Origin of the sequence: Niallia sp. RD1 (assembly GCF_024219955.1) — a bacterium.
Lineage (GTDB): Bacteria > Bacillota > Bacilli > Bacillales > Cytobacillaceae > Niallia > Niallia alba.
Window position 1 is genome coordinate 548,875 of sequence record NZ_CP100420.1, and the last position, 25,190, is coordinate 574,064.

At 33.2% G+C, this 25,190-nt stretch carries 21 protein-coding genes and 1 pseudogene; 10 read left to right on the forward strand and 12 right to left on the reverse strand.

The genetic code is table 11. The features are described 5' to 3' along the window. Positions 1-73 precede the first annotated feature (73 nt). From NKG37_RS02655 to NKG37_RS02680, 7 genes are all read right to left on the reverse strand, one after another. On the reverse strand, positions 74-1,699 hold the full coding sequence (locus tag NKG37_RS02655) for a peptide ABC transporter substrate-binding protein (protein WP_254415757.1): 1,626 nt from the start codon (positions 1,697-1,699) through the stop codon (positions 74-76). 352 nt (positions 1,700-2,051) lie between these two features. Further along, on the reverse strand, positions 2,052-2,678 hold the full coding sequence (locus NKG37_RS02660; RefSeq protein ID WP_254415758.1) for a hypothetical protein: 627 nt from the start codon (positions 2,676-2,678) through the stop codon (positions 2,052-2,054). 7 nt (positions 2,679-2,685) lie between these two features. After that, on the reverse strand, positions 2,686-2,814 hold the full coding sequence (locus NKG37_RS25995; protein ID WP_302183206.1) for a hypothetical protein: 129 nt from the start codon (positions 2,812-2,814) through the stop codon (positions 2,686-2,688). Between the two features lie 172 nt (positions 2,815-2,986). After that, positions 2,987-4,255: a helix-turn-helix domain-containing protein gene (locus tag NKG37_RS02665; RefSeq protein WP_254415759.1), complete on the reverse strand. Its 1,269-nt coding sequence runs from the start codon at positions 4,253-4,255 to the stop codon at positions 2,987-2,989. 205 nt (positions 4,256-4,460) lie between these two features. Further along, positions 4,461-5,723, reverse strand: coding sequence for a CYP152 family fatty-acid peroxygenase CypC (locus tag NKG37_RS02670; RefSeq protein WP_254415760.1), 1,263 nt, complete (start codon positions 5,721-5,723; stop codon positions 4,461-4,463). A 65-nt stretch (positions 5,724-5,788) separates the two neighbouring features. Further along, a complete protein-coding gene (locus tag NKG37_RS02675) occupies positions 5,789-6,079 on the reverse strand; it encodes a hypothetical protein (protein WP_254415761.1) in 291 nt (96 codons plus the stop codon). A 354-nt stretch (positions 6,080-6,433) separates the two neighbouring features. Next, positions 6,434-7,549: an IS4 family transposase gene (locus tag NKG37_RS02680; protein ID WP_100525938.1), complete on the reverse strand. Its 1,116-nt coding sequence runs from the start codon at positions 7,547-7,549 to the stop codon at positions 6,434-6,436. Between the two features lie 183 nt (positions 7,550-7,732). Between NKG37_RS02680 and qoxB the strand changes: the two genes are divergently transcribed. The 3 genes from qoxB to qoxD are packed head-to-tail and all read left to right on the forward strand — an operon-like array spanning position 7,733 to position 10,562. After that, entirely contained in the window at positions 7,733-9,679 is a 1,947-nt protein-coding gene (qoxB, locus tag NKG37_RS02685) for a cytochrome aa3 quinol oxidase subunit I (RefSeq protein ID WP_016205117.1), read from the forward strand. Then, a complete protein-coding gene (gene qoxC, locus NKG37_RS02690; RefSeq protein ID WP_016205116.1) occupies positions 9,679-10,275 on the forward strand; it encodes a cytochrome aa3 quinol oxidase subunit III in 597 nt (198 codons plus the stop codon). Before qoxB ends, qoxC begins: the two co-directional genes overlap by 1 nt. Before the next feature lie 2 nt (positions 10,276-10,277). Then, on the forward strand, positions 10,278-10,562 hold the full coding sequence (gene qoxD / locus NKG37_RS02695) for a cytochrome aa3 quinol oxidase subunit IV (RefSeq protein ID WP_016205115.1): 285 nt from the start codon (positions 10,278-10,280) through the stop codon (positions 10,560-10,562). A 154-nt stretch (positions 10,563-10,716) separates the two neighbouring features. Here the strand turns inward: qoxD and NKG37_RS02700 are convergent, their stop codons facing one another. Then, the gene (locus NKG37_RS02700; RefSeq protein WP_016205114.1) at positions 10,717-11,016 is read right to left on the reverse strand and encodes a hypothetical protein; all 300 of its coding nucleotides are present in this window, start codon (positions 11,014-11,016) and stop codon (positions 10,717-10,719) included. A gap of 344 nt (positions 11,017-11,360) precedes the next feature. Between NKG37_RS02700 and NKG37_RS02705 the strand changes: the two genes are divergently transcribed. Then, the gene (locus NKG37_RS02705; RefSeq protein WP_016205113.1) at positions 11,361-11,705 is read left to right on the forward strand and encodes an ArsR/SmtB family transcription factor; all 345 of its coding nucleotides are present in this window, start codon (positions 11,361-11,363) and stop codon (positions 11,703-11,705) included. Between the two features lie 198 nt (positions 11,706-11,903). Then, positions 11,904-14,129, forward strand: coding sequence for a heavy metal translocating P-type ATPase (locus NKG37_RS02710; protein WP_016205112.1), 2,226 nt, complete (start codon positions 11,904-11,906; stop codon positions 14,127-14,129). A 230-nt stretch (positions 14,130-14,359) separates the two neighbouring features. Here NKG37_RS02710 and NKG37_RS02715 read toward each other — a convergent pair whose 3' ends face one another. Then, positions 14,360-15,085 carry a YwmB family TATA-box binding protein gene (locus NKG37_RS02715; RefSeq protein WP_016205111.1) on the reverse strand — a complete coding sequence of 242 codons (726 nt, stop codon included), beginning with the start codon at positions 15,083-15,085 and terminating at the stop codon, positions 14,360-14,362. A 230-nt stretch (positions 15,086-15,315) separates the two neighbouring features. On the opposite strand from NKG37_RS02715, the gene NKG37_RS02720 reads away from it, so the two are divergent. From NKG37_RS02720 to NKG37_RS02730, 3 genes are all read left to right on the forward strand, one after another. Continuing rightward, positions 15,316-15,684, forward strand: a complete 369-nt coding sequence (locus NKG37_RS02720) for an ArsR/SmtB family transcription factor (protein WP_016205110.1) — start codon at positions 15,316-15,318, stop codon at positions 15,682-15,684. Beyond that, a complete protein-coding gene (locus NKG37_RS02725; RefSeq protein WP_254415762.1) occupies positions 15,677-17,806 on the forward strand; it encodes a heavy metal translocating P-type ATPase in 2,130 nt (709 codons plus the stop codon). The genes NKG37_RS02720 and NKG37_RS02725 overlap by 8 nt, the downstream gene beginning before the upstream one ends. Positions 17,807-18,844: 1,038 nt before the next feature. Then, positions 18,845-19,519 carry an SOS response-associated peptidase gene (locus NKG37_RS02730; RefSeq protein ID WP_016205108.1) on the forward strand — a complete coding sequence of 225 codons (675 nt, stop codon included), beginning with the start codon at positions 18,845-18,847 and terminating at the stop codon, positions 19,517-19,519. A 250-nt stretch (positions 19,520-19,769) separates the two neighbouring features. Here NKG37_RS02730 and NKG37_RS02735 read toward each other — a convergent pair. Further along, a pseudogene (locus NKG37_RS02735) lies at positions 19,770-20,054 on the reverse strand (TrlF family ATPase); the annotation flags it as partial. Between the two features lie 134 nt (positions 20,055-20,188). Between NKG37_RS02735 and NKG37_RS02740 the strand changes: the two are divergent. Beyond that, positions 20,189-21,304, forward strand: coding sequence for an IS4 family transposase (locus NKG37_RS02740; RefSeq protein WP_254415764.1), 1,116 nt, complete (start codon positions 20,189-20,191; stop codon positions 21,302-21,304). A gap of 163 nt (positions 21,305-21,467) precedes the next feature. Here NKG37_RS02740 and qoxA read toward each other — a convergent pair whose 3' ends face one another. After that, positions 21,468-22,382 (reverse strand): cytochrome aa3 quinol oxidase subunit II, encoded by a 915-nt coding sequence (qoxA, locus tag NKG37_RS02745; protein ID WP_152112368.1) that lies wholly within the window; start codon positions 22,380-22,382, stop codon positions 21,468-21,470. A 350-nt stretch (positions 22,383-22,732) separates the two neighbouring features. On the opposite strand from qoxA, the gene NKG37_RS02750 reads away from it, so the two are divergent. After that, a complete protein-coding gene (locus NKG37_RS02750) occupies positions 22,733-24,679 on the forward strand; it encodes a lipoteichoic acid synthase (RefSeq protein WP_016205119.1) in 1,947 nt (648 codons plus the stop codon). Positions 24,680-24,755: 76 nt separating this feature from the next. On the opposite strand, the gene NKG37_RS02755 is transcribed toward NKG37_RS02750, so the two are convergent. Beyond that, complete coding sequence (locus NKG37_RS02755) at positions 24,756-25,055, reverse strand: ArsR/SmtB family transcription factor (RefSeq protein WP_016205120.1); 300 nt, start codon at positions 25,053-25,055, stop codon at positions 24,756-24,758. Between the last annotated feature and the right edge of the window lie 135 nt (positions 25,056-25,190).

Consider the following 25,190-nt stretch of genomic DNA (forward strand, 5'->3'; position numbering starts at 1 on the left):
AAGTTCCTCCTTAACTAGTTGGAGAACAATCTAATAGATTAGGAGGGAAAAAATCTCCCTCCTATCTCCATTTTTATTTTTCAATTGTTACATACTTCAATTCTAATGATCCTCCAGGCGGCAATTCTAACCCTTTTACTTTCGGATTGATCATAAACGCTCTACCATCAAAATAAAGTGGGCCAACAATCCCTTTATCAATCAGAATTTTCTCTGCTTCGATAAATAAATCAATACGTTTATCTACATCTGTTTCTGTTTGAGCAGCTAGTACTAATTCTTGATACTTGCTGTCTTCAAAATAGCCTCGTGATGCGGAAGCTGGCTGTCCAAACCATTCATAAATAAATGTCATCGGATCATTATAATCTGCTCCCCATCTATTTACCGCGATCATGAAATCTCCCTCACGCATCGCTTCCAATCTTCCACTAAACGGCTTCGTGACGATGGAAACATCTACCCCTAAATTCTTCTTAAATTCACTTTGTAAAAATGTAGCCGTATCTTTAGAAACAGAATCATCTGATGCCAATAGTTCGATAGGTGGTAACTCTCCACTCTCTTTGATTCCTTCTTCAAGCAACTCTTTTGCTTTAGCAGGATCTGGTGTAAAAATATCACCTGCAATTTCACGATAAGTGGAGGAACTATTTCCGCTAATTCCAGCCGGAACTACCCCTGTTCCAGGTAGGGAACCATTATTTAAAATAGTGTCTGTTAAAATTTTCGGATCGAATGCTAATTGAAACGCTTGTCTAATTTTCTCATTATCAAATGGTTTTTCTTGTAAATTCACTTGCGTAAAATAAGTACGGAACATCGTTTCTGTTCCATATCCTTCTTTATCTTTATAGCTATTTACGTCAGAGGATTGTAAATAAACTTTATCAAGTTTTCCAGAATCATATAAATTCAAAGCGGTACTCGCTTCTTTAATAACGTCTAAATTTACTTTATCTACTGCAACATTATCTTTGTCCCAATATTCTTTATTTTTTTCTAATGAAACGCCTTTTCCTTGATCATATGAGGTTAATATATAGGGGCCATTATAAAGAATGCTATCTGCTGTTAGTGCATATTTGTCATACCCCACTTCTTCCACAAACTTTTGATTTAGTGGGAAATAAGTTACAAATGCAGTTAAATCAAGAAAGAATGGCGTAGGCTGGTTTAATGTCACAACCAGTGTTTTATCATCTGGTGCATCTACCGCAACAGCTGATTCATCTGCTTCGCCAGCATTATATTCTGCTGCTCCTTTTACAAACTGAGCAATAATGAAAGCATACTCACTTGCTGTATCAGGATCTAACGTTTTTAACCAAGCATATTTGAAATCTGCTGCTGTAACAGGTTCTCCATTACTCCATTTAATTCCCTCTCTTAAATGGAAGGTATAGGTTAATGCATCCTCAGAAACTTCTACACTTTCTGCCATTGCCGGTTGAGGTTTATTGTCTTTATCAAGACGAAAGAGTCCCTCAAGGACATTATTTAGGATGGTAAAAGATGTTCCATCCGTTGATTTCGTTTGGTTTAAATCTGGTATGTCCGATTCTAACGCAAGATTCAATGAACTAACTTCTTCATTGCTAGATTTTTCTTCTTCGCTAGAACTAAAGCCAGCACATCCACTAAGTAGTAGAGCTAATACTGCCATTACTGATACATTTAACATCCACCATTTTCTCATTGTTTTCCCCCTTATTATGTATATAACCTGTACACAACAAAAAAATGTTATATTTTCTAACAAAAAAAATGTCAAAAAATTGATGAAAGTCATTCGATGTCACTTCTTATAACATAAAATTATTATACTTCCCCTTATTAAGGAGGTCAATTATTATTTTAAATATTTAGAAAAATCAAACACAACAATAATTATTCATAAATCCCTAGATGCAGAAAGAAGCAAAGTATCAATATCCTCTAATAATTCTTCTTAAATTTAATCCCATTTACAAAAGATATGATTTTACTCCAAATAAAAAAGACGATTTTGTTTATCGCCTTTTTATCACCAAACTATTAAATTTTCCCTACTACGAGATAAAAGTATCTCTAAAATTACCAGTAGGATACAACCACTGTATGAAAATATAAGGAGGCAATAGCAGCTTTTTCTCTTGTTGCTCAGATACAATATCAGCTATAGCAATAGTAGATTCTACCCCTCCATGTAAGGAGAGATAATAGTTTAATTTTTTCATCACCTTAATTAAGGTATCCAATGTCTCTTTATCTTTTCTTAAAAGTTTATAGGAAATCCCTAAATTAGACTTTATGCCAAGTTGCTTTTGATGGACTGCAACCTCTTGAAATTGATTGCTCTCGATGCGGTCAAGCTGAACAAAAATTTCATTGTCTGCATCTAACTTGTAAACACCATTATTAGGTATTCCTGTAACAACATCTTGATTCAATTTAATAATTAAAGGAGAAATAGCTTGGATAAATTCTGGTTCAAACTTTTCAAACACCTCAAACAAAATCTGTGCGAGTGTATTTTTGTGAAAAAGTGAATCCCCTGTTTTCCCTATATTTTTATGATGCTTTTCGATGGAACACGCGACAATATGAGAAGTTGATGGTTGCAAATAATCCCGATTCATTTGCTCTTGATAGGTTACAAATATCCGTTGCATTAACTGATTATTCATCTCCACCATATCCAAATTACTCCAAGCCCTTTTTTATTACCCCGAATGGTCCTGGCTGATATTCATGTTCTGCAAAAGCTTTATTCATATTTACACCAACAGTCAATGTTAATAATACTAGTAATGCTACTATCAATTTTTTCATTACAATCACTCCTACCATTAAATTTTCTATATATTAAACTATAGCTAAAATAGTATGTTAAAAAAAGTAGTAAAATATTATTACTTTTTTTACTATTTAATAGAGTTTTTTCTATCAAAATTTAACAAAGAGATATTCTAGCAACTATTATTGGTGAATTATGTTCTTTTAATCACTCACTCATCTCTAAATCATATATTTTTTTAAAATAGTCCGCTGCTTTCTTATATGCCTTTTTATCATAAAAATGATTACCTAATTCTCTAGAAATTTGCTGTATTAGAAATCCTTGATTAGTTTGGATTGCCGACTCCAACATTTTCTGCATTCCTTTTTCATAGAAATTATCCTCCCCCTGTAATTTATTAATAGATAACTTCAATAGATTTAATAAAAAATAATCATGTTTCAGCTGATATTTTTCCGAAATCCCAATAGCTCTTTTTAAAAATCTTTCAACTTGAATCCAATCTTTTAATTCTATATACAACTCAACTAATCTTCTTAATGAATGAACAGTTTCTTTTTCTGCTGAATAAGCTTCATTTATTTTAATGCTTTGTTCATAATAATCTACTGCATTTTGATAATCCTTCTTAATAGAAAAGATTCTACCTATGTTATATTTAATCATTGCAGTATACCTGAAATACATATCCTGTTCAGCCTGAGAAATTAATGATGATGCCTGCTTTAAACATTCCAGTGAGGTATCTAAATTATTATTAAGCCGATATTGCACACCCAGTGTAATTAAAACAATAATAATGTTTTCATTTTCACTATATCTTTTAAATATTTCATATGCTTTTTTGGAATAGGTCAAGCTCACTTCTGTATTTGTATGAATTCTTTGTTTGACTAGACTGAGGTTATAGTACAGTCTAGCAGCATCCAAATCATCGCTAGACTTTAGTAAACTCTCTCCTTTTGAATAATAATGATTGGCAAGCGTAAAGTCCTGAAGATAATAAAAGAAATTGCCACACGCGAGAAAATAGTAAAAATATTCTTCTTCTAGCTCCACACTCATTTCTCCAGAAATAAATCTTTTGGATAAATTGTAAATATTTCGCGCATGTTCTATTTCGCCTTTCAACGTATAGTACTTCAATAGAACACCATAAATCCCAAGATTGCTTTTAGCAGAATTCAACTCTAGTGTTTGGATATGCAAATAAGAGAGTTCTTCTTCTGTTATCTCACCGTTCTGTTTATAGTTTTCTACAATCCCCAATGTTTTTTCGTCTCTATTTGGGCTGCTTAACTCAGTTAAATCATAACCAAGTCTTTTCGATACTTTTCTTAGAAACTCTGCCGAAGGATTTATTTGCCCATTTTCAATCCGACTTAAATAAGTGATAGAACATATTCCTTCCGTAAGCTCCTTTTGCGTTAACTGTTTATGTATTCGCAGTTGTCTTATTCTTTCACCTACCATTTTATCTTCCTTCTTTCCTTCTCTTCCATTTAAATTGTTATTACAATTATTATATCGCTCTTATACCATTTTATTGAAAATATATATTGGAATTTTCCCTACTTTCGCAAAAAAATTTACTAGCATTTTTGAACTATTTCCAAAGAGAAAAGCAAAAGAAACTTGTCCTACCCAAGAACAATAGGTCAAGTTTCTTTGAAAGGTGCTATTCTACTAAGTTTTTAATATTATTCATGATAAATCCACTCTTTGGCAATGTTGGCATTTGACTTAAATTATATTGTAAATCTTGATTTGGAATGTTATATTCAATTTTTGTTGAAAGAATTCGTATAACCGCTTTCATCAATTCGACAGTAACTCCCTCTCCAGGGCATCGATGTCCTTTTGCCGGATCTCCTCCACCTTGTGGAATAAAATCAAATAATCCGCCTTTCCAATTTTCAAATCGGCTAGGATTAAATTGAGTTGGATTTTTCCATAGACGAGCATCATGATTGGTCCCATATATATCCAATAACACAAGTGTCCCTTTTTTAAAGGAATACCCGCTCCAAGTAAAGTTTTTTCGTACACGGGCACCGAGAAATGGACCAAAGGGATAATATCGACGTACTTCATGGATGAACATTTCTATATAATGATTATCAGCGAAACGAAGTTTTTCTTTTTCTCCCACATACTGATGCATAGCTAATGAAGCAAACGTAATAAAAGTAGAAATAGCCACAATTGGTCTTAATACATTAATTAATTCTATGGCTGCCATTTGTGTATCAAGCTGTGTTCCATCTATTTTTTTATAAAAAGCCATTTCATGTAGAGCAGTTCCTTGCTCCGTTTCTACTTTTCCATTACGTGCATTTTCAATCAAATCCTTCATCCATTGTTCTGCTCGATTACGAGCCATTCTACCTTTCCAATGCTCGGGACCAATTGTTCCAAAAGCATAAACCATTGCGATAAAATCGTTCCCACGTTCTGTCACTTCTGTTTCTGCAAGTGGAACTCCTGCCCACTGACAAGCTACTTTACATAAAAGATGCTTCATTTCATCAAATAAAACAACTTGGTCAGCATTTTCCCATTTTCTCCTTTCATTATCAAGAGATTCTGTTGTAAGAGTAGCTAGTTTTTGTTGATGAACAGGTGTCAACAAAGACATAAAGAGCAGCTTTCTGTGAAGATGTTTTTCACCATCCAAGCTTTGAATCGCATTTTTCCCAAACAATGACTGTTGCACACGCATAGGAGCTGCACCTTTACGCTGAAACTTCTCCGCGTCATAAAAGATTATCACTGCCTCCTCTCCTCTTATACAAATAACTTTTTGCCCTAATAAACGCACTTTAAAAATATCCGTTTTATACTTATCCATTCTTTTATTAATAAATAAATATCCTTCTTTTAATAGAGTGACAGTTTTATCTAATCCTTTTTCTGAAGGTATTTTGGATTTTGTTGACATTTCTGATTCTCCTTTAAACCTGAACGGTTATCAATTTTAGAAAAACAACAGTATGAATCCTTCCATTATTTCTTTGAATTTTTCATTACTTTTAAAACCATTGTTCCTATACTGATAGCAGTGAGAGTAGTGAGAATAGGGTGTTGACTCATTTTTACGTAGATCCTACGAGAACCATTCAAACCATTCTCATATAAACCATACCCTGAATGAATCAAATAATTACTATTCTTTCGAGGATTAGAAATTTTATATTCATATCGTTTTTGAGGATTCCTTATTTCCATTAGCTTTAATTCATTCAAGCCACGTAAATGGAGAACCTTTTTATTATATTCGCTTTCTTTGATATTCACTATTAAACCTCCTAAAAAGATACCAGAATACAACTAGTATTTGGTAAATAATGAAGATTAATCATAGAGAAAAGAAAAATACCATTTACATATACTTGTACAGTCACTTGATTGAATGGAAAAGTTCATTTCATAGGAGATTAAAAAAAGAAGAAAGAGGAGAAAAAATGAATGAACACCTCTAAAATTTAACCATTCATTTTTTCTCACTAGTGTTGCATAAATGTTGTTAGAATATTCAGTTTAAATATGTCCCCTGTTAAGAGCCAAAAAAGTAAATACCCAACTAAAGGTGGATCCATCCATTTGGAAATTTTTTACAATTAGACTTAAGAGACGACGACAATTTGTTTATTAAGGAATGGTTTTTCCTTCAATCTTTCGAAGCCAAATATGTGCTGGTTTCCACAAAGCTGCCCGTAAATATCGGCTAATTTGTAGGGTTTTTCGTTTACTTTTTGTCTCGATTTGTGCGAGAACATGCAGGCAAAAAACAATAAGTGCGATAAACACTTGATTCTGAATTGCCCATTCGCTTTGGCCGTAAAACTTTTTGATATGGAGATGTTGTTTAATCCATTTGAAAAATAACTCAATCGCCCAGCGTGATTTATACATCTTTGAGATTTCTTCAGCACTTAAATCAAAACGATTTGTGATTAAATGAAGCTCATTTCCTTTTGAATCAATCACTTTTAGAAGACGAAAGTAATTTTCGGCACGGTTTTGCGTCGTACCAATCAACACCATTTGATCCGACAAAACAGATGTATTCTCGGGTAGTTTAAAATCGTAAACCTCCCGTATGACTGCGTTTTTTCGCAGCCTAGAAAGGAAAAAGTAGCCGTCATCTGTCATCCGATCAAAGCGTTCGTAGTCTAAGTAACCACGGTCAAACACATACATACATTCCTTGTCATCAACCATTACTTCAAGCTGACCGCGGTCATGTTCTTTGGCCGTTGTCATAATGGCCTTTTCGGGATAGGATATACCTTTTTCCATAAACACAAGGCGTAAGTGCAATTTAACACCCGCTTTTGTTTTGCGGAATTTTGCCCATTTATGATTAGTCAAATTGAGAGGCAATGTGCTTGAATCAATGATTTTTAATGGCATCACAAGTTTCGTGTTGTGCGTTTTGGCATGAATTTGTGAAACTAAATCAAGGAAAAGCTTTTGGAATAAGTCTGGATTCATGCCATTTAAACGGCGTGAGAGTTGGGAAATACTGATAGAATCAAGATCAATGCCCTTTTGCAGTTGATCATCGAAAAGACAATCGCTCAGCGCATGCAGACTTTCGACTTCTTCTAGCTGCGCAAAAAGTAATAATTTTAGAAATGACTCTGTCGTTAGTTTTTTCGTATAGAAATCTAATTTCAACGTTTTCACGTTTTCTTCAAATAATTGAAGATTTATTGGTGAAAACCATTGTCCAAATGAAGTTTTTCGTGTAATCTTGTCCATGCGATAGTCCTTTTTAGTGGATTTGGACGGGTTACCACCTAACTTATCCATTATAAAGGACTTTTTCTTTGCATAAAATGATAAAATTGAACATTTCAAGTATTTTTAATAGTTAAATTAAATTAACGCAACACTAGTGATTCTTCAAATAAAATTATTTTTTCTTGAAAGGAGTACTATTACATGGATTTTTTTGATAGGTTTGCTGTTCCCAATCCTGGGCCAACAATCTATGCTTCAATGGTTGCTATAGTCCTTACCATGATAGGCATCCTAGTATTTATTACGTATACAAAGAAATGGGGATATCTATGGAGAGAGTGGCTTACAACTGTAGACCATAAAAGAATAGGGATTATGTATTTAATCTCCGCATTACTAATGCTCTTCCGTGGTGGAGCAGATGCCATTATGATGCGGGCACAAACAGCTGTTCCTGATAATAATTTATTGAATGCTCAGGAATATAATGAAGTATTTACTACACACGGTGTAGTTATGATTATATTTATGGCGATGGCTTTTATAATGGCACTTATGAACTTTGTTGTACCATTACAAATTGGCGCAAGAGATGTAGCCTTTCCTAGGCTCAATGCCGTTAGTTTCTGGTTATATTTCTTTGGAGCTATGTTATTTAACATATCTTTCGTTGTAGGGGGGTCTCCAGATGCAGGATGGTCTTCTTATTTTCCACTAGCGGGTACAGATTTTAGTAAGTCAGTAGGTACCAATTATTACATGATTGCTTTACAAATTTCTGGGATTGGTACATTGATAACAGGTATTAACTTTGTTACTACTATACTAAAAATGAGAGCTCCAGGAATGACTCTTATGAAAATGCCGATGTTTACTTGGTCAGCATTGATTACAAACTTAATTATTGTTTTTGCCTTTCCCATTTTAACAATAGCGTTAATTATGGGGACAATGGATAGACTTTTTGGTACTAACTTCTTCACAACCACTGATGGTGGGATGGATATGCTTTGGGCAAACCTATTCTGGGTTTGGGGACATCCTGAAGTATATATCCTCATATTACCAGCGTTCGGAATATACAGTGAAATAATACCAACATTCGCAAGAAGAAATCTATATGGTTATAAGTCAATGGTAATTTCCATAGTGGCTATATCTGTTCTGTCCTTTTTAGTTTGGGTTCATCACTTCTTCACTATGGGACAAGGCGCTTTGGTTAATAGTATTTTCTCTATCACAACTATGGCTATTGCTGTACCAACCGGTATCAAAATATTTAACTGGCTGTTTACGCTTAGAAAAGGGAAAATTGAATTTACAGTTCCTATGCTTTATTCTTTAGGATTTATTCCTATTTTCACAATTGGTGGGGTAACAGGAGTAATGCTTGGAATGGCCAGTGCTGACTATCAATACCACAATACCATGTTTTTAGTAGCTCACTTTCACTTAGTTATAATTCCTGGGGTTGTATTCGCAATGCTTGCTGGTCTTACTTATTGGTGGCCAAAGATGTTTGGATACATGCTAAACGAGAGAATTGGAAAATGGGCGTTCTGGTTTATTTCGATAAGTGTTTGTGTAGCCTTTTTCCCAATGTTCATATCAGGTTTAGATGGACAAGCTAGAAGAATGTACACTTACTCTGAGTCAACTGGTTTCGGTATCTGGAATATGATTTCCTTTATAGGAGCTCTAGGTCTTTTAGTAGGATTTGTTTTAATAGTTTACAATATTTTATACAGTTACAAAAATTCACCAAGAAATATTTCGTCAGATCCATGGGACGCTCGCTCGTTAGAGTGGGCAACTAAATCACCTGTACCAGAGTATAATTTTGCAATCACTCCGACAGTTGATTCAACCGAGGCCTTCTGGGATTCCAAGAAAAAGGGATACAAACTATTTAGAGGTAATATTGAAAAGATTCACATGCCAAATAATAGTGGCATGCCATTTATTTTTGGATTCCTATTTTTTATTTGGGGCTTTGCATTTGTATTCGCACTTTGGATACTTTTAATCCTAGCAACAGTAGCTATATTTATTTGTTTAGCATTGCGTTCCACTGAAAAAGACAATGGAAGGTATATCTCTAAGGAAACAGTAGAAAAAATTGAAGACTCGTTGGGAGGTCCAAAATAATGAAGATTGATAATTCATTGCCTCTTGAATATAGTACCCAACAAAATCGCTTAAACATTCTTGGTTTTTGGATATTCCTTGGTGCAGAAATAGCACTATTTGGAACGCTTTTTGCCTCGTATTTTACACTTGTAGATCGGACAGGAAGCGGGCCAACTGGTGCAGAAATATTTGAAATTACACCTGTTGTTATTGAGACAATATTGTTATTAGGAAGTAGTTTTACAATAGGATTAGCTATAAATGCGATGAGACTGAAGAAACAAAAAGCTATGCTTGCATTTTTTGCGGCAACTCTTGTACTTGGTTTAGCATTTTTAGGAGTGGAAATTTACGATTTTGTTGTCTACATTCATGAGGGAGCAACTTTACAAACTAGTGGCTTTACTGCAATCCTATTCACTCTTTTAGGAACGCATGGAGCTCACGTAGCGTTCGGTATTTTATGGGGTACATTAATCATACTACAAATAAAAAGAGATGGGATAAATGAAAGGACAGCCAATAAAGCATTTATTTTCTCTCTTTACTGGCACTTTATAGATGTTGTCTGGATATTCCTTTATAGTTTTGTATTCTTGAAAGGGATGATGTAAATATGAGTGAATTATTTCCTAAAAAACATGTTATGGGCTTTCTCTCTTCTTTAATACTTACCGCCATAGCATTGACTGTTTATTTTTTTGACCTTTCATTTGCTATGGGTTCTACCATACTGTTAATAACAGCTTTTATTCAGGCTTTGGTACAACTAGTAATTTTCATGCATGCAGGTGAATCAAAAGACAAAAAAGTCATATACACTAGTATATATTATGGTCTATTTATTGCGATTGTAACTGTTTTCGGAACACTGCTCGCTTTAATATGGGGATATTATTAAAAAAGAGTACTACTTTACTCTAACCCGTTCCATTTTATAAAATTTAACAACTTTTAGATCAATAATGATAAAAATACAAAAGGCATGGTTAATACCATGCCTTTTGTGTTTTAATTAAAAAATAATTATCTTTTACTTTATTGAACAAATATAATTATTGTTCATGTGTCCAAGTAACTGATTGACCAGTTTTAGGACATGATGGAAACTTGTCTCCTTGCTGTAGCACCACATGTTCGCCATCCGCATCTATATAATGTCCAGACTCCATAACAGTATCTCCTGTTTGATGAGTGTGACTAGCATGTGTCCAAGTTGTTTCCTTTCCTGTATTGGGGCAATTCGGAAAAGTATCTCCTTGAATTAGTTCCTGTTTTGCTCCGCCTGCATCTATATACTGGCCAGATTCTTTTACAGTTTCCCCTGAGTGATGATGATCAGTAAAGTGACTCATAATTCATACCTCCATTTTTAAAATTCACTACAGACGTTATTTTTTTCTGTTAGGTATTAAAATATACATTCAAAGATTTCATTTACCATGTAACTCTAGAGTTTTTGAGTTATAGTTTGAAAAATTTGGTACAATTTTTTTAATTTTTAATTTTTAATTTTGCTGTTAATTATATACTCCGCCTTTTTAATGTGAATATAATTTAGTTTTAATGTAATTATAATTGTTACTAAAGGGAGTTAATCTATACTATAGTTGGTTAATAACATTTAGAGCATCTAAAGAAGGGTGTTTGAAAAAATATGCTATAATAGTAAGAAATTATTACCAAGGAGTAAGAATTTATGGAACATTTAGGTGAAGATAAAGATTATAATGGTTCTACAACGGATTACTATAATAATAAATTAGATGAAGAAACTCTTTTTATCGTTTCTCAAACTTTCAAGGCTCTTTCTGAACCAACAAGGATTAAGATATTACATCTACTTTCAGATAAACCACACTCAGTAAACGAAATTGCTGAAAAGTTACAAATGCTGCAATCTACAGTTTCACATCAATTAAGTTTTTTGAAAAATCTTCGCCTTGTAAAATATAGAAGAGAAGGAACGACCATTATTTATTCATGTGATGATGAACATGTTATGAGTGTTTTAAATCAAATGATAGATCATGCCCAACATTAACAATTCCATAAAGGAATGTGTTATTCAATTTGAAGGATGGGGATTTTTCCTTCCCCATCTTCATCTAAGGATAAAATATAAATTGATATTGACACAAATGCAATTGTGTACATATAATTTATATATGATTATATGTATATCTGTTCATATATTTACAATTCGGAAATTGGGGTATATCTATATAGGAGGGGTACATCTATGGGAGAAGGAAAACATCAATTAAAAAGGGAATTTACCTTAGAAGGTTTAGATTGTGCAAATTGTGCCATGAAGATTGAGAGAGGTGTTTCTTCTATAAACGGGGTTAAAGAATGTAATGTTAATTTTGCAACCCAGACTATATCTTTGCAATACGATAAAGAGCAAGAGGTAGAGATATTAACGAAAGCAGAAAAAACAATTACTCGTCTAGAACCCCATGTTAAACTTTTAGAGAAACAAAAAAGGCAGAAGAAAAAAGCTCAATCACACTCAGGTGAACATACCCATGAACATGTCCATGATCATAATCATAATCATGATCACGACCACGGGCACTCACATGCTCATGGGCATACCCATGAACATGGAAGTAATGATCTAAAGAAAATGATTAGCAGGTTAATTATAGGAGGCATTATTTTTGGATTGGGTATCTTTGCTCCATTAAGCGGGACTTTAGAATTGGTAACATTCTTAATTGCTTATCTAATAGTGGGTGGAGATATTGTTCTTCGAGCTATAAAGAATATAACTAGAGGACAGGTGTTTGATGAACACTTTTTAATGGCTTTAGCAACTATTGGAGCTTTTGCGATTCAAGAGTATCCAGAAGGTGTAGCAGTAATGTTATTTTATCAAGTTGGTGAGTTATTCCAAAGTATCGCTGTTAATCGTTCTAGGAAATCAATTAGCAGTTTAATGGAGATTCGTCCTGACTATGCAAATATTAAAATAGGTTCAGAAATAAAAAAAGTCGACCCTGAGGAAGTTTCTATTGGGGACATTATTGTAATAAAACCTGGCGAAAGAGTGCCCTTAGATGGCGTGGTCTTAGAGGGTACATCTAGTGTCGATACGTCAGCGTTAACAGGGGAGTCAGTCCCTAGAGATATTGAAAGTGGTAATGATGTACTAAGCGGATTCATTAATAAAAATGGATTTTTAACTGTAAAAGTTACAAAAGAGTTTAGTGAATCCACCGTTTCTAAAATCTTAGAGTTAGTACAAAATGCAAGCAGTCGTAAAGCTCCAACAGAGAACTTTATTACGAAATTCGCTAGGTACTATACTCCGGTGGTTGTAATAATAGCTGTTTTATTAGCTGTAGTACCTCCGATATTAATGCCTAGTGCTACATTTTCCGAGTGGTTATATAGAGCGTTAATCTTTTTAGTTATTTCTTGTCCTTGTGCTTTAGTTGTCTCTATACCTTTAGGTTTCTTTGGCGGAATAGGCGCAGCTTCAAAAAAGGGTATCTTAGTAAAAGGAAGTAACTATTTAGAGGCTTTAAATGATGTGAAGTATGTGGTATTTGATAAGACTGGTACTTTAACTAAAGGTGTATTTGAGGTTGTTTCTATTCATCCGGCTAACGGGTTTACAGAAGCTGAAATAATAAAATATGCTGCTTACGCAGAAGCATATTCTAATCATCCAATAGCAGAATCCATTAAAAAGGCTTATGGGAAAGAAATACAGGATGACAGTATTAAAAGTTATAATGAAATACCAGGCCATGGAATTTCAGTCATAATGGACGGTAAAGAAATATTAGCTGGAAACCATAAACTAATGATGAAAGAGAATATAAAGTATCACAACTATAGTGAAATTGGTACGATTGTCTATGTAGCTTATGATAAGAATTTTATCGGATCTATTGTCATTTCGGATAAGATTAAAGAAGATTCTCCTGAGGCAATTCAATCATTAAAACAACAAGGGATTAAAAAGACAGTAATGCTAACTGGAGATGCAAAATCAGTTGGCGAGCAAGTTGGAAATATCCTTGGAATCGATGAGGTACATTCAGAACTTCTTCCTCAAAATAAAGTGGAAGAGATTGAAAAATTAGATGCTGCCAAGAATTCTAAAGATAAGATTTTGTTTGTTGGTGATGGGATAAACGATACACCTGTATTAGCTAGAGCAGATGTTGGTATGGCAATGGGTGGATTAGGATCAGATGCAGCAATTGAAGCTGCAGACATTGTAATAATGACTGATGAACCATCTAAAATAGCAACAGCAATAAAACTTGCTAAGCGGACTAGAAGTATTGTTTGGCAAAATATCATATTCGCACTAGGAGTAAAAGCGATCTTCTTATTACTTGGAGCTTTTGGAATTGCTACGATGTGGGAAGCAGTATTTTCAGATGTAGGTGTTACCTTACTTGCTGTTCTGAATGCAATGAGAATATTAAGAGTAAAAAACATTTAATCATTTGGCCTTTAGCCATGGATTATACAGAAGCGGATGTTGTAGTAAAGATTCTACTAAGGATGCAGCGAAAGTAGTAAGTGATTGTTGTCTCCGAAGTCTGAAGAAAAGGCTAGCTCATAAGTGATACAGGGCCAGCTTTAACCGTTATTTTAAATGCATTATGTTACTACGAATGAAAAGTAAAACTGTAAAACGAGATGTCTAATAACGACATCTCGTTTTTTGTGTTAATACTCTGACGTAATAATAGGGGTACCAATCGTTACTTTTACCTGATCCGCCGATTCATTAGTCAATCTGTATGCGATATGAAGGTTCATATATTGATTATCACCAAGAGGAAGTTTAGTTTCCAAACGTTTTGTATATGCAGATAGCGAAATAAAATTATCTTCATTAAGACTTTGTAATTCTTCTCCCGAAAAACTAACCAATAATTCGGATGCTTCTGTATACAAAGGTTGTTCTATATCTGTAGTTCCTTGAACCGTATAAAATGTAGAATAGTTCTCTATTTTTTGTTTATACATATTGAAAATTCTTGGCCATTTGCTTTCATTCCAATCACCTTTTACATCATAAGTAATACTTAAATTATATTTACCTTTTTGAGAATAAATAATGATTAAGATTTTCTCTTCCATTTCTAAATTGGAAGACTTTTTATTCCCTTCAATTTTATAATGATCTTTCTCAGCTTGTTTTTTAGACCAAGTATAATCTTTTTCCGTTCTCATGAAAGTGGAAATTGCTTGATCAAGATCTCTCATTTTAGTAAATTGTCCAATTGGTTCTTTTATATACATACTCCATGTAGTTACCTTTATATTGTTTTTATTAGCTATTTTTGTAATCTGACTTAACTCATTATCTGCATAAAAAGCTTTAGTTTCCTTGGTTGTAATAGTTACTAGTAGTAAAAGACATAATAAAATTAATATGGATTTTTTCATTTTTTTCAACTCCCCTTATAAAAAAGAATAGCCAACTAAAAGACAATTTATACTAGATTACTATTTTTAAAATTGAATAGTTAGGATTATTATCCATTTATAAATATTTTGATTAGTTGGCTTCTCATTTTGTTTGTTCTTTATTCAAATATTGACTTGAATAAAAAGATGAGTAAGGGGTATACTATATTCAAATGTATATTTGAATGAACGAGTATAGGGGGAAAGAAATGATTAAAAAGGATATATGTGAAATTTATTGTTATGACGAAGAAAAAGTCAATCGAATACAAGGAGATTTGAACAAGGTTGATTTCTCTAGTTTGTCCCAATTGTTAAAATCCATTGCTGATGAAAATAGAGCAAAGATTACCTATGCCTTGTGCCAAGATGAAGAATTATGCGTTTGTGATGTGGCTAATATTATTGGTGCAAGCGTTGCTAATGCTTCTCATCATTTAAGAACTCTTCATAAGCAAGGTATTGTTAACTATAGGAAGGAAGGGAAATTAGCGTTTTACTCCTTAGGTAATGAACATATTCGGCAAATAATGATGATTGCTCTAACTAATATTAATGAGGTGAAAGTAAATGTCTGATCAGCAAGGAAAACTATCCGAACAAGAAATGAAAGCATATCGTGTTCAAGGATTCACTTGTACGAACTGTGCAGCCAAATTTGAAAACAATGTTAAAAATCTTTCTGGAGTACAGGATGCAAAAGTAAATTTTGGAGCATCTAAGGTTTATGTTCAAGGAAACACAACCATTGAAGAATTAGAAAAAGCCGGAGCTTTTGAGAATCTAAAAATTCGTGATGAAAAAGAACAACAAGTGGAACGAGAACCCTTTTGGAAACAAAAAGAAAACATTAAAGTGTATATTTCCGCCATATTACTAGTTATAAGTTGGTTTATAGGAGAGCAATTTGGAGAAGAACATATTCTTACGAATATTGGCTATGCAGCATCTATTGTTATTGGAGGATATTCTTTATTCTTAAAAGGGCTAAAAAATCTTGTTCGGCTAAATTTTGATATGAATACACTGATGACCATTGCGATAATAGGTGCTGCTATTATTGGTGAATGGGGTGAAGGCGCAACAGTTGTTATTTTATTTGCAATTAGTGAAGCATTAGAGCGCTATTCAATGGATAAAGCACGTCAATCTATTGAATCACTAATGGATATCGCTCCAAAAGAAGCGTTAATTCGTCGTGGAAATAAAGAGATGATAATTCATGTAAATGATATACAAGTTGGAGACATCATGATTGTTAAGCCTGGACAAAAACTAGCGATGGATGGGACAGTTGTCAAAGGAACATCTACACTGAATCAGGCAGCCATTACAGGTGAAAGTGTTCCTGTGACAAAAACTATTGACGATGAGGTTTTTGCAGGAACATTAAATGAAGAAGGACTACTTGAAGTAAGAGTAACGAAACGAGTAGAAGACACGACATTATCTAAAATTATTCACCTTGTTGAAGAAGCACAAGCTGAACGAGCACCTTCTCAAGCGTTTGTTGATAAATTTGCCAAATACTATACACCTGCAATTGTTATTCTGGCAGTTTTAATAGCAGTAATTCCTCCGTTGTTTGGTGGTGATTGGAGTGAATGGATTTATCAAGGTTTGGCTGTACTAGTTGTCGGTTGTCCTTGTGCATTAGTTGTTTCTACTCCTGTTTCCATCGTAACTGCTATAGGGAATGCTGCAAAAAATGGCGTTCTAATAAAAGGTGGAATTCATTTAGAAGAAACAGGACACTTAAAAGCAATTGCATTTGATAAAACAGGAACTTTAACTAAAGGTGTTCCAGCTGTTACGGATTTAGTTACTTTTAACGGAAATAAAGAACAATTATTAAAAGTTACAGCAGCTATTGAAAAAGGTTCACAGCATCCCCTTGCTTCCGCCATTTTAAGAAAAGCAGAAGAAACAGGATTGAATATAAATGAAGTGATTGTAGAAGATTTTCAATCCATTACAGGTAAGGGTGTAAAAGCAAGAGTTAGTAATGAAATGTACTATGTTGGAAGCCCTAACCTATTCCAAGAATTACATGGCAAGATTGAAAGTTCCACTGAAGAACATATTACCCGTATGCAAACTGAGGGTAAAACTGTTATGGTTCTAGGAACAAATCAAGAGATCCTTTCATTAATTGCTGTAGCTGATGAAATTAGAGAATCTTCCAGAGAAGTAATAGACAAGTTAAACAAATACGGAATTGAAACAGTTATGCTAACTGGTGATAATGAAAGGACTGCGTTAGCCATTGGAAAACAAGTTGGTGTTTCGGATATTAAAGCTGATTTGCTTCCAGAGGATAAACTAAATTATATTAAAGAACTTCGTGGCAAACATCAAAGTGTTGCAATGGTTGGAGACGGTGTAAACGATGCGCCAGCACTAGCAGCTTCAACAGTAGGTGTGGCTATGGGAGGTGCTGGAACTGATACAGCACTAGAAACAGCAGATATTGCTCTAATGTCTGATGATTTAAGTAAATTACCGTATACGATTAAATTAAGCCGCAAAGCTTTAACCATTATCAAGCAAAACATTACTTTCTCTTTGGCTATAAAATTATTAGCTTTAGTCTTAGTAATTCCTGGCTGGTTAACATTATGGATAGCCATATTTGCTGATATGGGAGCAACCCTTTTGGTAACATTAAATAGTTTAAGGTTATTAAAGGTAAAGAATTAATAACTTTATTAGGTGGCATTCCTGTTTTTAGCAGGAATGCCTTTTTTTAACAAGGAACAAATCAAAAATATAAGCAAGGGTAGATACAGAGAAGCCCTTTATCATCTTCAATAGAATAAAAAACAAATATCCTAGGTCAGTTTTCTAAAAATGATGTATATGTTAGAAAACAAAGGAATTTCATAAAATATTTTATGAAGTCCAAACGGGGTTGCATTCCAATAATAAATAATAAAGTACCTAGTGAATAAGTTTGTGAAAAATAACACTTAAACAATAGGGGGCGTTAGTTAATTAAAAATCAAACAACTTTATTATCAAATTCGAAGATAAGAATAATTATAGTGATACAAAATTAACAACTTTAAATAATCCATCCTACAATATATCGTAGGATGGTTCTTGTTTTTTATGTCAAAAAAACGTATTTATTATCTCTATACAATTGGAGAAAAAGAAAATGAAAAATTCATTGTCAAAATTATCATTTCAACCTCACTTTTCTTAATAAAATTAAGAAAAAAATAAAGGATGATAATTTTGCTAATAAAAAAATCTAAAAATAATAAACACTCTCTTGTTTACAAAACATCTACCTTTTATACTGAGAAGCATCTAGTTAAACTTACTTATATAAATAAAATCACCTTTAATGCTGCTAATGGAAAAAAAACAATTGAAGTTTTATGGTCAAATATAAAAGAACTGCCGTTATCAAAAAATATCTCATAGGTTATCAAATAGAAGACTGAAAGAAAAATTTAAAGTTATTTCAAAAAAGTCGGGTAGAAATTTTTAATTGCGTTTAGTTATTAAATGGGAACAAGAAAAAAATATAAAGAGAAAAATAGTAGGGATAGTAGTTATATTTATAAACGCGCAGCCTGAAGGTAGCGCGTTATTTTTTTTAAGGCTGATTTCGTATTATTAATAATATAATAATAAGTAGTAGTAGTTATCGTACTTGACGATAAGTTACTACTCGTTTGTTTTCCGTATTCTACTTTGCTACACTTAACCTAAAAAGCAGGTGATAGCATGTGTGGTCGCTTTACTTTATTTACTGACTTTGGAACAATTATTGACCGCTTTAATATCGACTCAGCAATTGAAGAATCCCTTTATAATCCAAATTATAATGTAGCTCCCTCTCAATCCGTACTTTCTGTGATTAATGATGGGGAAAAGAATCGTCTTGGATATTTACGTTGGGGATTGATTCCTCCCTGGTCTAAAGATATGAAAATCGGTTATAAAATGATTAACGCTCGTTCAGAAACAATTGCCGAAAAACCAAGTTTTCGAAATGCCTATAAAAAGAAACGCTGTTTAATCCTTGCTGATTCGTTCTATGAATGGAAACGTACAGATGAACGTAAAATTCCTATGCGTATTAAACTGAAAAATGATCAACCATTTGGTATGGCTGGTTTATGGGAATCTTGGAAATCCCCAGAAGGAGAAATGATATATTCTTGTTCTGTAATTACCACTCAACCAAATAAGTTAATGACTGAAATACATGATAGAATGCCAGTAATATTAAAACCTGAAGATGAACAATTCTGGCTAAATCCAACAAATACAGATACTAACTCGTTAAGTAAATTACTTGTTCCCTTTGACTTTGAACAAATGGAAGCTTTTGAAGTTTCAAGTGATGTTAATTCTCCAAAAAACAATTCACCTAGCTTAATTCAGCAAATTTGTTGATGAATTAACCAATTAGTAAAAATATGTCGCCATACATAAATAAAGAAAGTTGCGAAGCTTTAACTATTTCACTATATATTTTTGCTGAATTATACCTAGGTCTACGAAAAAAGGTGAAGTCATTTTGTTTATTTTCCAAACGAATGCTAATTAATCTATTAAAGATGAATACGCTTTTTTCTTTGAAGTCAAATTAATAAATGAAACTTCCGCTCATCTCTTTAATATAAATTCTATCGTAAGATTTAAATTAGTTACCTAAACCTAATATTGTTTTATATGTCTCCATCTTGTGGAGAAAAGATTCTTCACCACCTTCAAGATATTGCAATATATGTTTAGTTATCTTGGCATTGCCATGATATCCTTGAGCTTCAACCCACCCTTTTCCATTATTTGAAGCTAGGACAATAACTTGCTCTGCACCTGCATTAGTTACTATGCTGGGGTTATGAGTAACTATAATTACTTGCCTTTTGTTTTTTATTTTTTTTAAACTTTCAACTAAATTTATATATATATATTGGCTCACTAGTGTTGCATTAATTTAATTTAACTATTAAAAATACTTGAAATGTTCAATTTTATCATTTTATGCAAAGAAAAAGTCCTTTATAATGGATAAGTTAGGTGGTAACCCGTCCAAATCCACTAAAAAAGGACTATCTTATGGACAAGATTACACGAAAAACTTCATTTGGACAATGGTTTTCACCAATAAATCTTCAATTATTTGAAGAAAACGTGAAAACGTTGAAATTAGATTTCTATACGAAAAAACTAACGACAGAGTCATTTCTAAAATTATTACTTTTTGCGCAGCTAGAAGAAGTCGAAAGTCTGCATGCGCTGAGCGATTGTCTTTTCGATGATCAACTGCAAAAGGGCATTGATCTTGATTCTATCAGTATTTCCCAACTCTCACGCCGTTTAAATGGCATGAATCCAGACTTATTCCAAAAGCTTTTCCTTGATTTAGTTTCACAAATTCATGCCAAAACGCACAACACGAAACTTGTGATGCCATTAAAAATCATTGATTCAAGCACATTGCCTCTCAATTTGACTAATCATAAATGGGCAAAATTCCGCAAAACAAAAGCGGGTGTTAAATTGCACTTACGCCTTGTGTTTATGGAAAAAGGTATATCCTATCCCGAAAAGGCCATTATGACAACGGCCAAAGAACATGACCGCGGTCAGCTTGAAGTAATGGTTGATGACAAGGAATGTATGTATGTGTTTGACCGTGGTTACTTAGACTACGAACGCTTTGATCGGATGACAGATGACGGCTACTTTTTCCTTTCTAGGCTGCGAAAAAACGCAGTCATACGGGAGGTTTACGATTTTAAACTACCCGAGAATACATCTGTTTTGTCGGATCAAATGGTGTTGATTGGTACGACGCAAAACCGTGCCGAAAATTACTTTCGTCTTCTAAAAGTGATGGATTCAAAAGGAAATGAGCTTCATTTAATCACAAATCGTTTTGATTTAAGTGCTGAAGAAATCTCAAAGATGTATAAATCACGCTGGGCGATTGAGTTATTTTTCAAATGGATTAAACAACATCTCCATATCAAAAAGTTTTACGGCCAAAGCGAATGGGCAATTCAGAATCAAGTGTTTATCGCACTTATTGTTTTTTGCCTGCATGTTCTCGCACAAATCGAGACAAAAAGTAAACGAAAAACCCTACAAATTAGCCGATATTTACGGGCAGCTTTGTGGAAACCAGCACATATTTGGCTTCGAAAGATTGAAGGAAAAACCATTCCTTAATAAACAAATTGTCGTCGTCTCTTAAGTCTAATTGTAAATAAATTTCCAAATGGATGGATCCACCTTAAGTTGGGTATTTACTTTTTTGGCTCTTAACAGGGGGCATATTTAAACTGAATATTCTAACAACATTTATGCAACACTAGTGTTGAAGAATATATAATTAATGGTCCATTCCTTCCATATCCATATCCTCCATGTCCATATCTTTTGTATTTTCTGTGTCTTCGTTTTTCTCTTCGCTAGTAGATTTTTTCATATCATGAGGTGGTGGTGAAAAGCCTAAATGAGTACCATTGAAAGTCAACTGACCTAAGTGTCCAGGATTTAAAAGCTCCTCAAATTTATCTTCTGTTAGCGTGTCAGCAGTATCCTTTACTTCTGATATCCACTTTTCATATTCTTCCTTTGACATTGCTTGAACATTAAAGGTTTGTTGAGCAAATCCTTCACCAGTAAAATTTGCGTTACGTCCCATATATTCTCCAGGAACATCGGCTGCTAAATTTAATGTGTTTAGCATATCTGCCATTGCGTACTTTTGCCCACCTAGCTGCGGTATCCAAAAGCTTGATATCGGGCCATAAGAATATAACTTAAACTGAATCGGGCGATCTGTAGGAATGAACAAATAATTAACGGTTTCTATATTTTCTTCTGGATAACTAAAATGCCACTTCCAGTTGGAAGATGAAGCGTAAATTACTAACGGCTCTTCCTTGTATCCTTTAGGTACATTTTCTACCTCATAGGTTGACTTAATGGTTATAAAAGATAGGAATGCCACTATCAGAATGGGAATAGCAGTCCATATAATTTCTAATTTAATACTTCCCTCGATATGAGGTGGTTCATAGTCCTTGGATTGTTTAGAAGCTTTATATTTCCAAAGCATATAAAAATATAAAGACAAAACTACTATAACTACGATTGCCATTGTCCAAATGGAAATTTTAATGACATCTGCAGTTATTCGACCTTGCGGTCCCTTTGGATCTAAAACCATTAAGGGCTCACATGCCGTTAAAACAACAAGACTAAGTAAGGTTGCAAAATATAAGATTTTTTTTAATTTCATATTTATTTTCCTTTCCTTGTAAAATTAAAGTTGATTTCTCCTTTCTGAATAATGCATACATGAACATTTAAGCATATTTAAATAAAAACATATGCGCAATTATTCATTTTAGTGTTAACTATACCTTTTAAGTTAGATTACACTACTCTCATAATGTTAACACAATAAAAATCATAGGAATGTGACAAAATATTGAAGGAAATTTATTCCATAACAGTTTGGTTATTACTATAATTTTTTGTTTCTATACTCTATAATTATATATGTTCATGTAAGCATGTTTAGATAAAGCTTATAATTACTTGAAACATTTTTTAATATTAATATTTCTTAAATTAGGTGGTGTAAAAATGAGGGTCTCCTCTATAAAAGAAACAAGAGTAGAGATAAGTTTTTTATTTTTCTATCTCTTATCAGTTTTCTTTCTTTGGATAAAAACGTATCTGGTCCAGTTCACTCAGTTTGACTTAGGAATTTCCAACTTAATGCAGCAATTTTTATTACTATTAAATCCACTCGGTTCAGCATTATTCTTTTTAGGTATTTCAATGTTATTTAAAGCTAAAAAGAAGTACTTAATCTTAATTTCCATGTATCTATTTTTATCTTTGTTACTCTTTGTAAATGTTCTCTATTACCGATTTTTCAACGATTTTATTACTTTGCCCACATTAACCCAAACTCAAAATTTTGGAGATGTAAGTGGTAGTATATTATCATTATTAAAACCTTATGATGTTCTGTTTTTTCTAGATTTATTAATTCTTATTCTTTTCCTAGTCTTTCGGTTAGTTAAAATAGATATGAAAGAACCTAGAAGAAGAACTAAACTAGGTATTTTTACAGTTACTATGATTTTTTCTATTTTAAACCTCGTTTTAGCTGAAGTTGACAGACCACAATTGTTAACAAGGGGATTCGATCGAAATTACATTGTAAAATATCTGGGGTTATATAACTACACTATTTATGATGGCATACAGAGTTCAAAAGCATCTGCCCAAAGGGTCATGGCATCAAGTGATGAAATGACGGAAGTAATAAATTATACTAAATCAAATTATGCAAAACCTAATCCAGAATATTATGGTATTGGCAAAGGCATGAATGTAATTTACTTTCATTTAGAATCGATTCAAAACTTTGTTATTAACTACAAATTAAATGGAGAAGAAGTTACTCCATTTTTAAACTCATTAACGAAGGAAAAAAATACTTTATATTTTAAAAATTTTTTCCATCAAACTGCACAAGGAAAAACATCTGATGCAGAATTCATGGTAGAAAATTCTCTATATGGCTTACCTAGTGGTTCAGCCTTTACCATGAAAAGTGGGAACACCTACCAAGCAGCACCGGGTATTCTAGGGCAGAAAGGCTATACTTCAGCAGTATTCCACGGAAATGCAGGCAGTTTTTGGAACAGGAATGAGATGTATAAATCATTAGGTTATAACAACTTTTTTGATGAAAGCTATTATAGTGGCATTAACGAGGAACAGATGACTGATTATGGAATTATGGACAAGCCCTTTTTTAATAAATCCATTCCATTGCTTAATTCTTTGAAACAACCTTTCTACGCAAAATTTATATCTGTTTCTAATCACTATCCTTATTCCATAAATCAAGAAGAAACTACTATCCAAGCAAATAATACAGGTGATAAGTCAGTAGATGATTATTTTCAAACTGCCCGCTATGCAGATGAAGCACTTGAAAATTTCTTTGATTACCTAAAGGATTCTGGTCTATACCATAATTCCATTATAATTATGTACGGGGATCATTACGGTATCTCCCAAAACCATAACTCAGCAATGGAAAAGGTTATAGGGAAAAAAATAACTCCATTTGAATCAGCTGGCTTGCAGCGTGTACCACTATTTATCCGTGTACCTGGACAAGAAGGTGGAATTAAAGAAGAGTACGGGGGTCAGATAGATTTATTGCCTACTCTTCTACACCTTCTTGGTATGGATACAAAAGAGTATATTCAATTTGGTTCAGACTTACTGTCAGAAGAACATAATCAACTTGTACCTTTTAGAAACGGTGAATTTGTTAGCCCAACCATTTCCTCAGTTGATGACAATTTTTATAACTCGGAGACAGGAGAGTTATTAGAAGCTGATAAAATTGAAGAAGCCATTGAAACTCAAAAAAAGGTTGCTAACATCCTATCCCTTTCAGACCAAGTGGTTAATGGTGATTTATTAAGATTTTATACACCTAAGAACTTTACCCCTATCGATCCTTCTCAATACATTTATAAAAAATTTGAGAACGATGAGTAATTAATAAAGAAACCTGATAGTCCACTGGGATTATCAGGTTTCTTTATATTTTTTATTTATTTTAATAGCAACCTTTTTAACAAGATTGCTCTAAAAGTCGATTAATGGTAACAATTAATTTCTCATCGTCATGCCTATAAAAGTTCTCTGTACCTTTTTTGCACTCGATATAATTTATATTTTTCAAGTAGTTTATCTGGTTAGAAACCATTGAGTTAGACATTTTAAGTCGATCGGAAATTTGGTTAACCGTTAAGTCCTTTTTGTAAATTAAAGATAAGATTTTTATTCTTGTTGGATTGGTTAACACCTTGCATAGTTGAGAAACTCCTTTTATATTCTCATCCGATAACAAAGAGAGAACTTCTTTCCTCATCACTTCCCCCACCTTCTTTTCCTATACATAAATATATTCTTACATGAACAGATATGCATATATAAAGGATATCTGAAAAACATTTTCTTTGTCAATTAATTTATTTTTTATTGAGGACTCTACCCACTTTATCTT

Coding starts and splice junctions, on each gene's coding strand:
- NKG37_RS02710 (WP_016205112.1), top strand. CDS start 11,904: ATGGGAGAAGGAAAACATCAATTAAAAAGGGAATTTACCTTAGAAGGT.
- qoxC (WP_016205116.1), top strand. CDS start 9,679: ATGAAGATTGATAATTCATTGCCTCTTGAATATAGTACCCAACAAAAT.
- NKG37_RS02670 (WP_254415760.1), bottom strand. CDS start 5,723: ATGTCAACAAAATCCAAAATACCTTCAGAAAAAGGATTAGATAAAACT.
- NKG37_RS02705 (WP_016205113.1), top strand. CDS start 11,361: ATGGAACATTTAGGTGAAGATAAAGATTATAATGGTTCTACAACGGAT.
- qoxB (WP_016205117.1), top strand. CDS start 7,733: ATGGATTTTTTTGATAGGTTTGCTGTTCCCAATCCTGGGCCAACAATC.
- qoxA (WP_152112368.1), bottom strand. CDS start 22,382: ATGAAATTAAAAAAAATCTTATATTTTGCAACCTTACTTAGTCTTGTT.
- NKG37_RS25995 (WP_302183206.1), bottom strand. CDS start 2,814: ATGAAAAAATTGATAGTAGCATTACTAGTATTATTAACATTGACTGTT.
- NKG37_RS02665 (WP_254415759.1), bottom strand. CDS start 4,255: ATGGTAGGTGAAAGAATAAGACAACTGCGAATACATAAACAGTTAACG.
- NKG37_RS02730 (WP_016205108.1), top strand. CDS start 18,845: ATGTGTGGTCGCTTTACTTTATTTACTGACTTTGGAACAATTATTGAC.
- NKG37_RS02700 (WP_016205114.1), bottom strand. CDS start 11,016: ATGAGTCACTTTACTGATCATCATCACTCAGGGGAAACTGTAAAAGAA.
- NKG37_RS02660 (WP_254415758.1), bottom strand. CDS start 2,678: ATGGTGGAGATGAATAATCAGTTAATGCAACGGATATTTGTAACCTAT.
- NKG37_RS02755 (WP_016205120.1), bottom strand. CDS start 25,055: ATGAGGAAAGAAGTTCTCTCTTTGTTATCGGATGAGAATATAAAAGGA.
- NKG37_RS02655 (WP_254415757.1), bottom strand. CDS start 1,699: ATGAGAAAATGGTGGATGTTAAATGTATCAGTAATGGCAGTATTAGCT.
- NKG37_RS02740 (WP_254415764.1), top strand. CDS start 20,189: ATGGACAAGATTACACGAAAAACTTCATTTGGACAATGGTTTTCACCA.
- NKG37_RS02715 (WP_016205111.1), bottom strand. CDS start 15,085: ATGAAAAAATCCATATTAATTTTATTATGTCTTTTACTACTAGTAACT.
- NKG37_RS02680 (WP_100525938.1), bottom strand. CDS start 7,549: ATGGACAAGATTACACGAAAAACTTCATTTGGACAATGGTTTTCACCA.
- NKG37_RS02720 (WP_016205110.1), top strand. CDS start 15,316: ATGATTAAAAAGGATATATGTGAAATTTATTGTTATGACGAAGAAAAA.
- qoxD (WP_016205115.1), top strand. CDS start 10,278: ATGAGTGAATTATTTCCTAAAAAACATGTTATGGGCTTTCTCTCTTCT.
- NKG37_RS02725 (WP_254415762.1), top strand. CDS start 15,677: ATGTCTGATCAGCAAGGAAAACTATCCGAACAAGAAATGAAAGCATAT.
- NKG37_RS02750 (WP_016205119.1), top strand. CDS start 22,733: ATGAGGGTCTCCTCTATAAAAGAAACAAGAGTAGAGATAAGTTTTTTA.